This window comes from Streptomyces sp. NPDC040410 (assembly GCF_055595715.1).
In genome coordinates this window covers 23,518-40,401 of sequence record NZ_JBVIVK010000027.1, presented here as the reverse complement: position 1 = coordinate 40,401, position 16,884 = coordinate 23,518, and the positions used below count along the sequence as shown (strand labels likewise).

Here is a 16,884-nt window from a genome sequence, read left to right as displayed (position 1 = left end):
GTGACGGCAACGCTGAGGCCCTCGGCAAGGCCCGGGCGACGGAGGAAGACCTGATGCCCCGGGACGGCTGGCTCGGCACGCTGTTGTCTCCGACCCGAGGCAAGCTGATGACGGCCGAATGAGTCGTCCCGGCCCGGCGGCCCGCGTCCACGTCCCGACCGTGCGGGAACTGGAGCGCGAAGCCCTGCCGGTTGGGATCCCCGGGCCCTTCCGGATCAGCTCCCGGTCGACGTCATCGAGGTAGAGGAACCGCCCCGACTCCGGCCGCGCCGGCTCCTCCACGAACCGCCCTGCGCCTTTGGCCGGGCCACCAGCGCCGGGCTTGCCGCACCCTGATCACGTTCGTGGCGGCGTAACTTGCCCGATGGCCCGGATTGGCGAAGGCGGTTCACGGACCTGTTGCGGGTTCCGGCACCGCGCCGCCTGCTTCCGGCTAACGGGCGATTTCAAACCTGTTAGTCACGCCGAGATGACCTGCAGGAATGCCGTCTGCCGTCGCTCAGCAAGCGGGCAATACCTGCCAGGTACCGGGCAGCGCGTCCGGAGAAGCGTGGCGGTATAAATCCAGGGCGGCCGTATACGAGCCGCGACCGGAACCCGTTGACGGGGGACGGTCGACGGGGCCGAAGAGGTAATGGGAAGGGAACCGTTGGGATTCACGGGGAAGTCAGCTGCGTCGACGTCCGCCCGAAATCACACGCCAACGGTTGATTCAACAACCGTTGAGTCAACCGTTGAATCAACAATTATCGAACCCACGCACCAATACATAGCTGTCACGGGAATCTCCTGCCGCTTGCCGCAAGCGGCCGACCCGGAAGCGTTCTGGAACCTCCTCATCGCCGGTGAATCGGCGATCACCTCGCCCCCCGACGGGCGGGACCACATCGCGCCGCAGGGCGGGTTCCTGGACCGCGTCGACGCGTTCGACGCCGTCTTCTTCGGTGTCTCGCCACGCGAAGCCGCAGACATGGACCCGCAGCAGCGGCTGGCGCTGGAACTCAGCTGGGAGGCGCTGGAACAGGCCCGGGTCGTCCCCGGGACACTGCGCGGCAGCACGACGGGTGTGTTCTTCGGGGCCATCGCCGACGACTACGCCGCCCTCGCTCGCTCGCTCGGCGGCGACGCCCTCTCCGCGCACTCCATGACCGGGCAGCACCGCGGAATGATCGCCAACCGTGTTTCCTACGCCCTGGGGCTGAACGGCCCCTCCCTCGTGGTCGATTCGGCCCAGTCGTCGTCACTCGTCGCGGTCCACCTTGCCTGCGAGAGCCTGCGCCGCGGCGAATCGGACCTGGCCATAGCGGGCGGCGTCAACCTCAACCTCTCCCCGGACACCACCCGGGTCCTCGAGGCGTTCGGCAGTCTCTCGCCGGACGGGCGATGTTTCACCTTCGACCGGCGCGCCAACGGCTATGTGCGGGGCGAGGGCGGCGGTGTCGTCGTACTGAAGCGGCTCGACCGGGCGCTGGCCGACGGCGACCGGGTGCACTGCGTCATCCGGGGCGGTGCCACCAACAGCGACGGCAGCCTGAGCAGCGGCCTCACCGTGCCGAGCCGCAGCGCCCAGGAGAAGGCCCTCGTCCTGGCTTACGACGACGCCTGTACCAAGCCCGAGGCCGTGCAGTACGTGGAACTGCACGGCTCGGGTACAGCGGTCGGAGACCCCGTCGAGGCGGCCTCCGTCGGCGCGGTGATCGGTGCCGCGCACCAGCCCGGCCGACCCGTGCTCGTCGGCTCGGTGAAGACCAACATCGGTCACCTGGAAGGCGCCGCGGGCATCGCGGGCCTCATCAAGACCGTCCTGGCCATCGGCAAACGCCGGCTCCCTCCCAGCCTCAACTTCCAGTCGCCGCCCGACGGCATCCCGCTGGACGACCTCCGGCTTCGCGTAACGGCCGAGCCGGGCGAGTGGCCCCACCCCGGCCGGCCGCTGGTCGCGGGCGTCAACTCCTTCGGGATGGGCGGCACCAACTGCCATCTGGTCCTCGCCGAAGCGCCGCCGCGGCCCACCCCGGACGACGTGGCCGTCGGGGCCGCACCGTCCCGCCCGGTCGTCCTCTGCCAGCCCTCACAGCCCTCCGACCCGCTCCCTCTGGTGCTCACCGCACGGAGCGACGCGGCGCTGCGCGCCCAGGCGGCCCGGCTGCGGGACCACGTCCTCGCCCGCCCCGACGCGGAGCTGACGTCCGTCGCCCGCGCCCTCGCCGTCACCCGCTCCGTGTTCGAACACCGGGCGGTCGTCCTCTCACGTGAACGCCAGTCCTTCCTGGACGCCCTGGAGGCGCTGTCCGAGGGGCACCCGGCACCGGCCGTCGCCGAAGGAGCCCACCACGGCCAGGCGCCGCGGGCCGTCTTCGTCTTCCCCGGCCAGGGCTCCCAGTGGGCCGGCATGGCCGCCGCACTCCTCGACTCCTCACCCGTCTTCGCCCGCCGCGTCGAGGAGTGCGCCGAGGCGCTGCGGCCCCATCTGGACTGGTCGTTGCTCGACGTACTGCGGGGTGCGCCGTGCTCACCGGGTCTCGACCGCGACGACGTCGTCCAGCCGGTGCTGTGGGCCGTCATGGTCTCCCTCGCCGAGGTGTGGCGGGCGGCCGGCGTCGAACCGGGCGCCGTCATCGGCCACTCGCAGGGCGAGATCGCGGCCGCCACCGTGATCGGCGCCCTGTCCCTGGCCGACGGCGCCCGGGTGGTGGCCCTGCGCAGCAAGCTGCTCGCCCGCATCCGTGGGCGCGGCGGCATGCTGTCCGTCGCGCTGCCGGCCGAGCGGGTCGCCCGCGACCTGGCCGAGCGATGCCCGACCCTGCAGATCGCCGCCGTCAACGGCCCCGGCGCCACGGTGGTCGCCGGTGACGCCGCCGCGCTCGACACCCTGGCCGCGTCCTACGGCGAGGACGTCCGCACGCGCCGTGTCCCCGTCGACTACGCCTCGCACAGCGACCACGTCGACGCCCTGCGCGAGGAGCTGCTCGCGGCGCTCGACGGGATCGCACCGCGCTCCGCCGCCGTGCCCTTCCACTCGACCGTCACCGGGAAACCGCTCGACACCGCCGGGCTCGACGCCGCGTACTGGTTCCGCAACCTGCGCTCCACGGTCCGGTTCGGGCCCGCGGTGGAGCAGATGCTGACGGCCGGTTACGACACGTTCGTGGAGGTCAGCCCGCACCCGGTGCTGACGCAGGGCGTCCAGCAGACCGTCGCCGAGGGTGCGCGGACGGCGGCCGTGCTGGCCACGCTCCGGCGCGATGACGGCGGCGCCCCGCGCGTCCTGCGGGCACTCGCCGAGGCGTTCACCCAGGGGGTGGCGGTCGACTGGGCCGCGCTCCTGCCCGGCGCCGCGCCCTGCGTCGACCTGCCCACCTACGCCTTCCAGCGCCGCTCCCACTGGCTGCGCGGCGCCCCACGGGCCGTACCCGCCCGGGAGGCCGGGGGGCGCCCCGTCGACACATCGGAAGACACCCCCGCCGACACCCCCGCGGCCCGGCTGCGGAGCCGGCTCGGCGGGCTCGGCGAGACCGCCGCTGAGCGGGCCGTACTGGATGTCGTTCGCGCGGAGACCGCGGCCGTCCTCGGGCACACCACGGCCGACGACGTCCCGGTGCGGTCCGCCTTCAAGGAACTGGGCCTCGACTCGGCCCTGACCATGGAGCTCAGCCGCCGCCTGGAGCGCGTCACCGGCGTCGCCGTGGCGACCGCAGCGATGTACGACCATCCCAGCCCCGTCGCGCTGGCGCGGGCCCTGCGGGAGACGCTGCGGGAGCGGACCGGTGCCGCCGGGACACCTGCCGCCGGTGCGCCCCTGCCCGAACCGGCGGACGATCCCATCGCCGTCGTCGGCATGGCCTGCCGGCTTCCCGGCGGCGCCGACTCCCCCGAGGCCCTGTGGGAGCTGGTCGCCGACGGCCGGGACGCCATCGGGCCGTTTCCCGCCGACCGCGGCTGGGAGGACGCCGTCCGCCACGACCCGGACCCCGACCGGCCCGGCACCAGTTACGTCCGCTCCGGCGGATTCCTGTACGACGCGGGCGACTTCGACGCGGAGTTCTTCGGCATCAGCCCCCGCGAGGCCCTCGCGATGGACCCGCAGCAGCGGCTGCTGCTGGAGACCGCCTGGGAGGCGGTGGAGCGCGCAGGCATCGACCCCGGCACCCTGGCGGGCACGTCGACCGGCGTCTTCACCGGCGCCATGCCGCCCGACTACGGGCCCCGGCTGCACCGGGCGGGACCCGGTGTCGCCGGCTTCGGGCTCACCGGGACCGCCGCCAGCGTGATCTCCGGGCGGATCGCCTACACGCTCGGTCTGGAGGGGCCCGCCCTCACCATCGACACCGCCTGCTCCTCGTCCCTCGTCGCGCTGCACCAGGCCGCGCAGGCGCTGCGCCGCGGGGAGTGCTCCCTGGCGCTGGCCGGCGGGGCCACGGTCATGGCGACGCCCGGCATGTTCGTGGAGTTCAGCCGGCAGCGGGGCCTCGCACCCGACGGCCGCTGCAAGCCGTTCTCCGGCGCGGCCGACGGCACCGCGTGGGCCGAGGGGGCGGGCATGCTGGTGCTGGAGCGGCTCTCGGACGCCCGGCGCCACGGCCACCCGGTCCTGGCTCTGCTCAAGGGCAGCGCCGTCAACTCCGACGGAGCCTCCAACGGCCTGACGGCGCCGAGCGGCACCGCGCAGCAGCGTGTCATCCGGGCGGCGCTCGCCGATGCCGGGCTCGCCCCGGGCGACGTCGACGCCGTGGAAGCGCACGGCACCGGCACGGTGCTCGGTGACCCGATCGAGGCGCGGGCCCTGCTCGCCGTCTACGGGCAGGAGCGTGCCGAGGACCGGCCGCTGTGGCTGGGCTCCCTGAAGTCCAACATCGGGCACACGCAGGCCGCGGCCGGTGTCGGCGGCGTCATCAAGATGGTCCAGGCCATGCGGAACGCCGTACTGCCCCGCACGCTGCACGCGGACGAGCCCACCCGGCACGTGGACTGGAGTTCGGGCGCGGTGCGCCTGCTGCGGGAGAACCGGACCTGGCCCGACACCGAGGGCCCGCGCCGGGCCGCCGTGTCCTCGTTCGGGATCAGCGGCACCAACGCGCACGTCGTCCTGGAGCAGGCACCGCAGGAGCGGGAGCCGGGGGCCGGCACGGATCAGGCGCAGCCCGCGCCGACGACCCCGTGGCTCGTCTCAGCCCGCACCCCCGAGGCCCTGCGCGCCCAGGCGGCCCGCCTGGCCGAGCGCCTCCGGGACCGCCCCGCGCCGTCCGTGCGGGACGTCGGCCGCTCCCTCGCCACGACCCGCTCCCCCCTGGACCACCGGGCTGTCGTCCTCGGTGCTGACCGGGAGGAGTTCGCGGCCGCGCTCGCGGCCCTGGCCCGGGGCGACGGGCACGAGGACCTGCTGACCGCCGTCGCCGGGACCGGCGGGCCCACCGCCTTCCTGTTCACCGGGCAGGGCAGTCAGCGCCTCGGCATGGGACGGGAGTTGTACGCCGCGTACCCCGTGTTCGCGCGCGCCCTGGACGAGGTGTGGGCGCACTTCGACCGGGAGCTGCCCCGGCCGCTGGCCGATGTCGTGTTCTCCGGGCCCGGCCCCGAGGGGGCACTGCTGCACCAGACCGCTTACACGCAGCCCGCGCTGTTCGCCCTGGAGGTCGCGCTGTTCCGACTCCTGGCGAGCTGGGGTGTCGTACCGGACTTCGTGCTCGGCCACTCGATCGGCGAACTGACCGCGGCGCACGTCAGCGGTGTGCTGTCGCTTGCGGACGCCTGCGCGCTGGTCGCGGCCCGCGGCCGGCTGACGCAGGAGCTGCCGGCCGGGGGCGCGATGGTGGCCGTCCAGGCGAGCGAGGAGGAGGTACTGCCCCATCTCGCCGGGCGGGAGCACGAGATGAGCGTCGCCGCCGTCAACGGGCCCCTCGCCGTCGTCGTCTCCGGCGACGAGCCGGCCGTCGAGGAGATCGGCGCCCGCTTCGCCGCGCTCGGCCGGGCCACGCGCCGGCTCACCGTCAGCCACGCCTTCCACTCGCCCCGCATGGACCCCATGCTCGACGACTTCGCGCGCGTCGCCGGCTCCCTCACCTACCGCGAGCCCCGGCCGGCGGTCGTCTCGACGGTCACCGGTGATGTGCTGTCCGCCGACGAACTGCGCGATCCCCGCTACTGGGTGGAGCAGGTCCGCCGGCCGGTGCGGCTGGCGGACGGGGTGGCCAGGCTGTACGACCTCGGCGTCCGCACCTTCGTGGAGTTCGGCCCGGACGGTGTGCTCAGCGCGATGGGGCGGGACTGCGTCGACGACCCGGGGGCGGACTTCGTGCCGCTGCTGCGCCGGGACCGGCCCGAGGACCGGGCTCTTGCCGCCGGTCTCGCCCGGCTTCACCTGCGGGGCCACGACGTCGACTGGGACGGGTACTTCGCCGGTGCCCGCCGGGTCGACTTGCCGGTGTATCCCTTCCAGCGGCGGCGTTTCTGGCTGCGGCCGGAGGAGCCGGTGTCGGGCGGTGCCGCGGGCGTCGGGCTGCGGGAGGCCGGGCATCCGCTGCTCGGTGCCGTGGTGGAGCCGGCGGGCACGGGCGAGGTGCTGTTCACCGGGCGCCTGTCCCGGCGTACGCACCCCTGGCTGGCCGACCACGAGATCGCCGGCTCGGTGCTGGTGCCGGGCACCGCCTTCGTGGAGCTGGCCCTGCACGCCGGGGCCCGCACGGGCCGCGGGTGCGTCGAGGAACTGACCCTGGCCGTGCCGCTGGTGCTGCCCGCCGACCGGGAGGCGGAGCTCCAGCTGTCCGTGGCCGCAGCCGACGGCGAGGGGCAGCGCGCGTTCACCGTGTACGCCCGGCCGGCCGGTGAGGACACCGACTGGGCCCGGCACGCGACCGGCGTGCTGGCCGCGACTGCCGCCGCCGCGCCGGCGTCCGCCCCGGTGTGGCCGCCGGACGGTGCCGCGCCGCTGCCGCTCGACGGCCTCTACGGCGACCTGGCCGACTGCGGCTACGGGTACGGCCCGGCGTTCCGGGGGCTGCGGGCCGCCTGGCGGCGGGGCGAGGAGCTGTGGGCGGAGGTCACCCTGCCGCAGGAGGCGGGGGCCGAGGCGCCCGGGTACGGCATGCATCCGGCGCTGCTGGACGCCTGTCTGCATGTGCTGCTGCATCCTCGGGCCGAGGCCGAACCGGCCCTCTCCGGACGGCAGTCGCTGCCGTTCTCGTTGGAGGGCGTGACCCTGCGCCGCACCGGTGCGACCACCCTCCGGGCCCACCTGGCGCCCAAGGGATCGGGCGCGTACGCCCTGGCCCTCACCGACGCCGAGGGAGACCTCGTAGCCCACGTCGACACGCTCGTCATGCGCGCCGCCGCACTGCCGGGCGGGGGCACCGCGGCCCGTGACGACCTGTACCGGGTCGTGTGGGAGGCGACCGGTGAGCGGGACGGCGTGGCGGCGGCCGGGCCGGACCGGGCCGGTGATCCCGTCCTGCTGGGCGCCGCCCCGGACGGGATCGTCGCCGCCTGCACCGGTGGACGGCCGCCGGTCGTGCACGCCGGTCCGGCGGAGCTGCTCGCGTCGCTGGACGCGGAGGAGCCGCTGCCCGGCCTGGTGGTGGCCGTCTGTCCCGCCGCCGAGGCGTCCGGCAGTGGCCCGGACGCGGTGCGTGACGCCGCGTCCTGGGCGCTGCGGCTGACCCGCGCCTGGCTGGCGGAGGACCGGCTCGCGGGGGCCCGGCTGGTGATCGTGACGCGGGGCGGGGTCGCGGCCGGCACGGGGGCGCCCGGTGCCGATGTCACCGACCCCGCCCAGGCGGCCGTATGGGGCCTGGTGCGCACCGCCCAGACCGAACAGCCCGGACGGATCGCCCTGGTCGACGTGGACGGCTCGCCCGCCTCCCTCGCGGCCCTGCCCACCGCACTGGCCCTGACCGGGAACGAGCCACAACTCGCCCTGCGGGGCAGGGAGTTATCCGTCCCGCGGATCGCCAGGCTCAGCGCGGACGAGGAGCTGACGGTGCCTTCCGGCGCCGCCGCGTGGCGACTCGGCAGCAACGGCCGCGGCAGCCTCGACCGGCTGGCTCTGTTGCCCTCGGCGGAGGCTCTCGAGCCGCTGACGGCCGGGCAGGTGAGGATCGCGGTGCGGGCCGCGGGGGTCAACTTCCGTGACGTGCTGAACGTCCTCGGCAGGTACCCGGGCGATCCCGGGCGGATCGGTCTGGAAGGCGCCGGGCTCGTCATGGAGACCGGCCCCGGGGTCACCGGCCTCGCGCCCGGCGACCGCGTGATGGGCGTCTTCCCGGCCGCCTGCGGGCCCATCGCCGTCGCCGACCGGCGCACGATCGTGCCGGTTCCCGACGGGTGGTCGTTCACCGAGGCGGCCTCCGCGCCCATCGCGTTCCTCACCGCCTACCACGGCCTGGTGCACCTCGGCGGTCTGCGGGCGGGGCAGCGCGTCCTGATCCACGCGGCGGCCGGCGGCGTCGGCATGGCGGCCGTCCAACTGGCCCGGCACCTGGGCGCCGAGGTTTTCGCGACCGCCGGGCCCGGCAAGCAGGACGCCGTCCGCGCCCTCGGCGTACCGGAGGAGCGGATCGCCTCCTCGCGCACGCTGGACTTCGCCGACCGCTTCGCCGCCGCCACCGGCGGGCAGGGGGTCGACGTCGTTCTCAATTCCCTGGCGGGCGAGTTCACCGACGCCTCGCTGCGGCTGCTGGCGCGCGGCGGACGGTTCGTCGAGATGGGCAAGACCGACCTGCGCGACCCGCGCGAGGTCGCCGCGGCCCGTCCCGACGTGGCCTACCACTCCTTCGACCTGCTCCAGGAGCCGCCGGAGCACCTCGCCGGCCTGCTCGCCGAGGTCCTGCGGCTGCTGACGTGCGGCGCGCTGCGGCCGCTGCCGGTAGGCGTCTGGGACGTACGCAGGGCGCCGGAGGCATTCCGCTTCGTCAGCCAGGCCCGGCATGTGGGCAAGGTCGTGCTGACCGTGCCGCAGGCGCTCGACTCGTCCGGCACCGTGCTGGTCACCGGCGGGTACGGCGCGCTCGGGCGCACCGTCACCCGGCACCTGGTCACCCGGCACGGAGTCCGCCGGCTGCTGCTGGCCAGCCGGGGCGGCGCCTCGGCCGCCGGTGCCACCGAGTTTGCGGCCGAACTGGCCGCGCTGGGCGCCGAGGTGACGACCGCGGCCTGTGACGTGGCCGACCGGAAGGCGCTGGCGGGCGTGCTGGCCGGGGTGCCGTCCGGGCATCCGCTCACGGCCGTCGTGCACGCGGCAGGGGTCCTCGACGACGGCGTGCTGACCTCGCTGACCCCCGAACGCCTCGACGCCGTACTGCGGCCCAAGGCGGACGGGGCGTGGCATCTGCACGACCTCACCCGGGACCTGGACCTGAGCGCGTTCGTGCTCTTCTCCTCGGCCATGGGCACCCTCGGCGGCGCCGGGCAGGCCAACTACGCCGCCGCCAACGCCGCTGTCGAGGCCCTCGCCGAGCACCGGCACGCCCGTGGCCTGCCCGCCCTCGCCCTCGGCTGGGGGCTGTGGGAGGACGCTGACGGCATGGCCGGTGCCCTCTCGGACACCGACCGGGCCCGGATGCGTCGTACGGGCATGCTGCCGCTGTCGGCCGAGCACGGGCTCGCCCTGCTCGACGCGGCCCTGGCCGCCGCCGCGCCCGTGTTGCTGCCCACCCGGCTGGACCGCCCGACACTGCGCCGGCCCGGCGCGGAACTACCTGCCGTACTGCGGGCGTTCGCGCCCACGGCAGACGTTTCCGGACCGGCCGGGGACGGCGGGGACGGCGGTCCCGAGGCGCTGCGCGCGCAGCTCTCCGACAGTTCGGCCGAGGACCGCGCACGCGTCCTGCACCGCCTCGTCCGTACGCACATGGCGGCCGTGCTCGGCCACACCGAACCGGCGTCGCTGCGCGCCGGCCAGTCCTTCAAGTCACTGGGGTTCGACTCGTTGACCTCGGTGGAACTGCGCAACCGGCTCGGGGCGGCCACCGGACTGCGGCTGTCCCCGACCCTCCTGTTCACCCTGCCGACACCCGAGGAGCTGGTCGGGTACCTGGCGGCGGAGCTGGCCCCCGCGCCCGCGGAGCCCGCTCCGGTCGCCGCGGACGACAGACCGCCCGCCGAACAGGCCGGCGGCGACGAGCTGGTGAACAGGATCGAAGAGGCCTCGCTCGACGAACTCCTCGACCTCATCGACAGCGAATTCCCGGTGGGCTGACCCGCCGGCCCCACCTCGTGCCGGACACACCCGTACGCACTCCTCGCGCCCGCGACGGCCCCAGGCCGTGCGACAGGGCGTGTCCGGCGTGCACCACCGTTGACCAGAAGGGCACATACCGATGTCATCCCTGCCACAGGACGAAAAGTCGTCACAACAGACGAAATGGACGGACTACATCAAGCGACTCACCGTCGATCTCCACAAGGCGCGGCAACGGGTCCGCGAGCTGGAGGAGGCGAGTACCGAACCCGTGGCGGTGATCGGCATGAGCTGTCGATGCCCGGGCGGGGTGAGCACTCCCGAGGACCTGTGGCGGCTGGTGGCCACGGGTACCGACGCGATCGGCGGCCTGCCGGCCGACCGGGGCTGGCCGGAGGACGTGTACGACCCGGATCCGCAGAGCACGGGCCGGTCGTATGTGCGCGAGGGCGGGTTCCTGAACGGCGCGGCCGGGTTCGACGCGGAGTTCTTCGGGATCTCGCCCCGCGAGGCCATGGCGATGGACCCGCAGCAGCGGCTGCTGCTGGAGACCTCCTGGGAGGCGCTGGAACGGGCCGGCATCGTGCCGGACGCGCTGCGCTCCACGCCGACCGGGGTCTTCACCGGGATCATCGCGCAGGACTACGGCGGCACCCTCGACCGGGCCCCGGCCGGATACGAGGGCCACCTGCTGACCGGAACGACCTCCAGCGTGGCCAGCGGCCGGATCGCGTACACCCTGGGTCTGGAGGGCCCGGCGGTGAGCGTGGACACGGCGTGCTCGTCATCCCTGGTGGCTCTGCACCTGGCCGCCCGCTCCCTGCGCGACGGCGAGTGCACGCTGGCCCTCGCCGGCGGGGTCACCGTCATGTCCCGGCCCGGCATGTTCCTGGAGTTCTCCCGGCAGCGGGGGCTGGCACCGGACGGCCGCTGCAAGTCCTTCGCCGCCGCGGCCGACGGCACTGCCTGGGCCGAGGGCGTCGGCATGCTCGTCCTCGAACGCCTTTCCGACGCCCGCCGCAACAACCACCGTGTCCTCGCCGTCATCCGCGGCACCGCCGTCAACCAGGACGGCGCCAGCAACGGGCTGACCGCACCCAACGGCCCCTCCCAGGAACGCGTCATCCGCCAGGCCCTCGCCGACGCCGGCGTCCACCCCCACGACGTCGACACCGTCGAGGCCCACGGCACCGGCACCCGCCTCGGCGACCCCATCGAGGCGGAGGCGCTGATCGCGACGTACGGCCAGAACCGGTCCGGGGAACGGCCGTTGTGGCTCGGCTCCCTGAAGTCCAACATCGGTCACGCACAGGCCGCCGCGGGGGTGGCCGGGGTCATCAAGGCCGTCATGGCCCTGCGCGAGGAGACCCTGCCGCCCACCCTGCACGTCGACCAACCCACCCCGCACGCCGACTGGTCCGCAGGCACCGTACGCCTCCTCACCGAACCCGTGCCCTGGCCTCGCACCGACGACCGACCCCGCCGCGCGGGCGTCTCCTCCTTCGGTATCAGCGGCACCAACGCCCACGTCATCCTCGAAGAAGCACCCGCCGAAGACGACACCCGTGACATCCCTGCGGAGACAGGCCACCCGCTCCCCTGGATCCTCTCCGCCCGCACCCCCGGCGCCCTCCGAGCCCAAGCCGAACACCTCCACGCCCACGCCCAGACCCCCAACAGCCCCCACCCCGCCGAGATCGGCCGGGCACTGCTGTCCACCCGTTCCCTGCTGGAGCACCGTGCCGTGGTGCTCGGCGCCGACCGGGAGGCGCTGGTGTCGGGGCTGCGGGAGCTGGCCGAGGGACGCACCGCCGCGGACGTGGTGACCGGGGTGGCGGGCCCCCGCGGCAAGGTGGTCTTCGTCTTCCCGGGTCAGGGAGCGCAGTGGGCCGGGATGGCGGCCGAACTGATGCGTACCTCCCCGGTGTTCGCCGCCTCCATGGCGGAGTGCGAACGGGCTCTGGCCCCGTACACCGACTGGTCGCTGAGTGAGGTGGCCCGCGGGCTGCCCGGCGCCCCCTCGCTGGAGCGGGTGGACGTCGTCCAGCCCGCGCTGTTCGCCGTGATGGTGTCGCTGGCCGAGCTGTGGCGCTCCCTCGGGGTGGAGCCCGACGCCGTGACGGGGCACTCGCAGGGCGAGTTCGCCGCCGCGTGTGTGGCCGGTGTGCTCTCCCTGCAGGACGCGGCGCGGGCCGTCGCGCTGCGCAGCCGGGCCCTGCTGGCGCTGGCCGGGCGCGGCGGCATGATGTCCGTGCCGCTGCCCCGGGACGCCGTGCGGGAGAGGCTGGCGGCGCGGCAGGGGCGGTTGTCGCTCGCCGCCGCCAACGGCCCCTCGTCCACCGTCGTCTCCGGCGATCCGGACGCCCTCGACGAGCTGTACGTCGAGCTGGCGGCGGCGGATGTGGAGGCGCGCCGTATCCCGGTGGACTACGCCTCGCACTCCGCGCACGTCGAGGAGATCGAGGAGCGGCTCGCGGAGCTGCTCGCACCGGTGCGGCCCGGCCGGGCCAAGATCCCGCTGTACTCCACCGTCACCGGCGAGTGGCTCGGCGACACCCTGATGGACGGCGCCTACTGGTACCGCAACCTGCGCGGCACGGTGCGGCTGGAGGAGGCGACCCGGGGCCTGCTGGACGCCGAGCACGACACGTTCGTCGAGATGAGCCCGCACCCGGTGCTCACCGTCGGCATCGAGGAGACGGCCGAGTCCGCCGGCGCCGAAGTACTGGTGACCGGGTCGCTCCGCCGGGACTGCGGGGGCCTCGGCGAGCTGCTGCGCTCGGTGGCCCGGGTGTTCGTGCGCGGCGGCACGCCCGACTGGAGCTCCTTGTTGCCCCGGGGCGGGGACGGCCGCGCACCGCTGCCCGACCTGCCGACGTACCCGTTCCAGCACGAGACCTTCTGGCTGCGGCCGGCCGACGACGCCGGGGACGTCCGGTCGGCTGGGCTGCAGGACACCGGGCACCCGCTGCTCGGTGCCGCGGTCGAACTCGCCGACGGCGACGGCCTGGTGCTGACCGGGCGGCTGTCGGCGGGCTCCGTGTCCTGGCTGCCCGACCACCGGGTGGCGGGACGCGATCTGCTGCCCGGCACGGCGCTGGCCGAGCTGGCCCTGCGCGCGGGCGACGAGACGGGCTGCGGCGCTCTGGAGGAGCTGACCCTGCACACCCCGCTGGTCCTGCCCGAGCACGACGCGGTGCGCGTCCAGGTCAGGGTCGGGGGCCCGGCCGCGGACGGCACCCGTACGGTGTCCGTCCACTCGCTGGCCGCCACGGCCCGTCCGGACACCCCCTGGACGCGGCACGCCACCGGCACCCTCGCCCCCGCCACCACCAACGGCGACTCGCTCACCGCCTGGCCGCCGCCGGGCGCCGAGCCCGTTCCGCTGCAGGGTTTCTACGAAGGACTCACCGCGGCCGGATTCACCTACGGCCCGGCGTTCCGAGGGCTGCGTACGGCCTGGCGGGCGGGCGGTGACCGCTACGCCGAGGTCGAGCTGCCGGCGGACCAGCACGAGCAGGCCGGGGCCTACGGCATCCACCCCGCACTGCTGGACGCCGCCCTGCACGCGCTGCTGGCCGACGCGGCGGGCGGTGCGTCCGCTCCCGCCCCGCTGCGGCTGCCGTTCGTCTGGGGCGGGATGTCCGTACACGCCACCGGGGCCACCGCCGTGCGGGTGCGGATCACCGCGCAGGGGGACGACCCGGACACGGTCGCGGTGACCGTCGCCGACACGCGGGGCCTGCCCGTCGCCACGATCGGCGCCCTCACGCTGCGGTCCCTGCCGGGCCTTCCGGACGGCCGGGCGGACGCGGGGCCGGCGACCGGGGAGGGGACGCCGTACCGCGTCGACTGGGTGCCCGTGTCCGCCGGTTCGGCGCCGGCGGACGTGTCCGGCGACGGTGTGGTCCGGCTCGGGACGCGGGGCGACCACCCGGGCCTCGCGGCGCTGGTGCACGCGCTCGACGCCGGGGCGAAGGTCCCGGACACGGTCGTCCTGGAGCTGGAGACGCCCGTCGCGGCCGCTTCGGGGCGGGGTGTCGCGGACCGTGCGCGCGAGGCGACGGTGTCCCTGCTCGGCACGGTGCGCGACTGGCTCGGCGACGAGCGGCTGACGTCGTCCCGGCTCGTGGTGGTGACCCGGGGCGCCGTCGCGGTGCGCACCGGCGAGGACGTACCCGCGCTGGTGCACGCGCAGGCGTGGGGGCTGGTCCGGGCCGCGCAAACCGAGCACCCGGGCCGCTTCGTGCTGGTCGACCACGACGGCCGGTACGACCTCGCCGAGGTGCTGGCCACGGGGGAACCGCAGCTCGCCCTGCGGGACGGCCGTCCGCTGGCGCCGCGGTTCACCACCGCGGCCGGCACCGACGCGCTGGCCGCGCCCGCCGGCGGTGCCGACTGGCGCCTGGACACGGCCGGCGGCGGCACCGTGGAGAGCCTGGCCCTCGCGCCGAGCCCGGAGGCCCGCCGGGAGCTCGCGCAGGGCGAGGTGCGGATCGCCGTGCGCGCGGCCGGGCTGAACTTCCGCGACGTGCTGATGACCCTCGGCATGTACCCGGGCGACATCCAGCTCGGCAGCGAGGCCGCGGGCGTCGTCACCGAGACCGGCCCCGGCGTGACCGGACTCGCCGTCGGCGCCCGGGTGATGGGTGTCGTACCGCATGCTTTCGGCCCGGTAGCGGTGGCCGACGCGCGGCTCCTCACCCCGCTGCCCGACGGCTGGTCCTTCGAGCAGGGGGCGTCCGTGCCGGTTGTGTTCCTGACCGCGTACTACGCCCTGGTCGACCTGGCCGGGCTGCGGCCGGGCGAGCGGGTGCTCGTGCACGCCGCCGCGGGCGGCGTCGGCATGGCAGCCGTGCACCTCGCCCGGCACCTCGGCGCCGAGGTGTACGGCACCGCGAGCCCCGCCAAGCGGGACGCCCTGCGTGCCCTCGGCCTCGACGACGACCACCTTGCCTCCTCCCGCACCCTCGACTTCGAGGAACGGTTCCTGGCCGCCACCGACGGCCACGGCATGGACGTCGTACTCAACTCCCTGGCCCGCGAGTTCGTCGACGCGACCCTGCGTCTGACGGCGCGGAACGGCGGCCGGTTCCTGGAGATGGGCAAGACCGATGTCCGCGATCCGCAGGCGGTCGCCCGACAGCACCCGGGCGTGGTCTACCAGGCGTTCGACACCCTGGAGGCCGGTGCGGAACGCATCGGCCGGATGCTGGCCGAGCTGGGCCCGCTGTTCGCCTCCGGTGCCCTCCGGCCGCTGCCGGTCCAGGGCTGGGACGCTCGGCGCGCCCCGGACGCCTTCCGCCACATGAGCCAGGCCCGGCACGTCGGCAAGATCGTGCTGACGATGCCGCCCGGCTGGGACCCGCAGGGCACGGTCCTGATCACCGGCGGCACCGGCACGCTCGGCGCCGCCCTGGCCCGGCACCTGGTCACCGCACACGGCGTACGGCATCTGCTGCTCGCGGGGCGCCGGGGCGGCGACGCCCCCGGTGCACGGGAACTCGCCGCCGAACTGGGCGAGTTGGGCGCCGACGTCCGCGTCGAGGCCTGTGACGTCGGCGACCGGGACGCGCTGGCCGGGCTGCTGGCCTCCGTTCCGGCCGACCGGCCACTGCGCGCCGTGGTGCACACCTCCGGTGTCCTGGACGACGGAGTCCTCACGGCGCTGACCCCCGAGCGGGTGGACCGGGTGCTGCGACCCAAGGCCGACGCCGCCTGGCACCTGCACGAGCTGACCGCGGAACTCGGCCTGGACCTCACGGCGTTCGTGCTGTACTCCTCCGTCGCCGGGGTCGTCGGCAGCGCCGGACAGGCCAACTACGCGGCCGCCAACGCCTTCCTCGACGCGCTCGCCCACCACCGCCGGGCCCAGGGGCTGCCGGCGACCTCGCTCGCCTGGGGGCACTGGGCCGAGACCAGCGCCATGACCGGCTCCCTGGACCGGGCGGGCCTGGACCGGCTGGGCCGCTCCGGGTTCGTGCCCATGCCCACCGGGCAGGCCCTGGGCCTCTTCGACGCCGCGCGGCGGTTCGACGAGGCGCTGCTCGTGCCGGCCCTGCTCGACGAGGCCGCGCTGCGCGAGCGGGCCACGTCCGGAGAGCTGCCCGCCGTGCTGCGCGGGCTGGTGCGCACCCCGGTACGGCGCGTCGTCGCCCCGGCGGCGGCGGACGCCCGGGACTGGCCGCGGCGGCTCGCCCCGCTGCCGGCGGCGGAACGGGAGCAGAGCGTCCTGGACATGGTGCGCGGCCGGATCGCCGCCGTGCTCGGGCACACCGGACCCGACACGATCGGCGCGGGGCGCTCCTTCAAGGACCTCGGCTTCGACTCCCTGACCGCGGTGGAGTTCCGCAACCAGCTCAACTCCGCCACCGGGCTGCGGATGCCGCCCACGCTGATCTTCGACCACCCGACCGTCGGCGCCCTCGTCGACCACCTCCTGCCCCGACTGCTGCCCGCCGAGCAGGCGGCCCCGGCCGTCGGAGCGGTGACCGAGGAGCTGGCGCGGCTCGAAGCGGCCGTCGCGGCGGCCGACGTGGCCGACACGGGCACCGACCGGGAGGAGATCGGCCGGCGGCTGGAGGAACTGCTGCGGCAGTGGCGGAAGTCCGCCGCCCCGGCGGGCGGGACCGCCGACGTCACCGAGCGACTGCGGTCGGCCGATGCCGACCAGGTCCTCGACTTCATCCACAACGAGCTCGGCGTGTGAGCCC

The 16,884-nt window shown here is 75.1% G+C and carries 2 protein-coding genes; both read left to right on the top strand.

What is annotated here, in order from left to right; translation table 11 throughout:
• Positions 1-745 precede the first annotated feature (745 nt).
• Positions 746-10,189, top strand: a complete 9,444-nt coding sequence (locus tag ACZ562_RS33930) for a type I polyketide synthase (protein WP_471187436.1) — start codon at positions 746-748, stop codon at positions 10,187-10,189.
• Between the two features lie 121 nt (positions 10,190-10,310).
• Positions 10,311-16,880, top strand: a complete 6,570-nt coding sequence (locus ACZ562_RS33925; protein WP_471187351.1) for a type I polyketide synthase — start codon at positions 10,311-10,313, stop codon at positions 16,878-16,880.
• Positions 16,881-16,884: the final 4 nt, after the last annotated feature.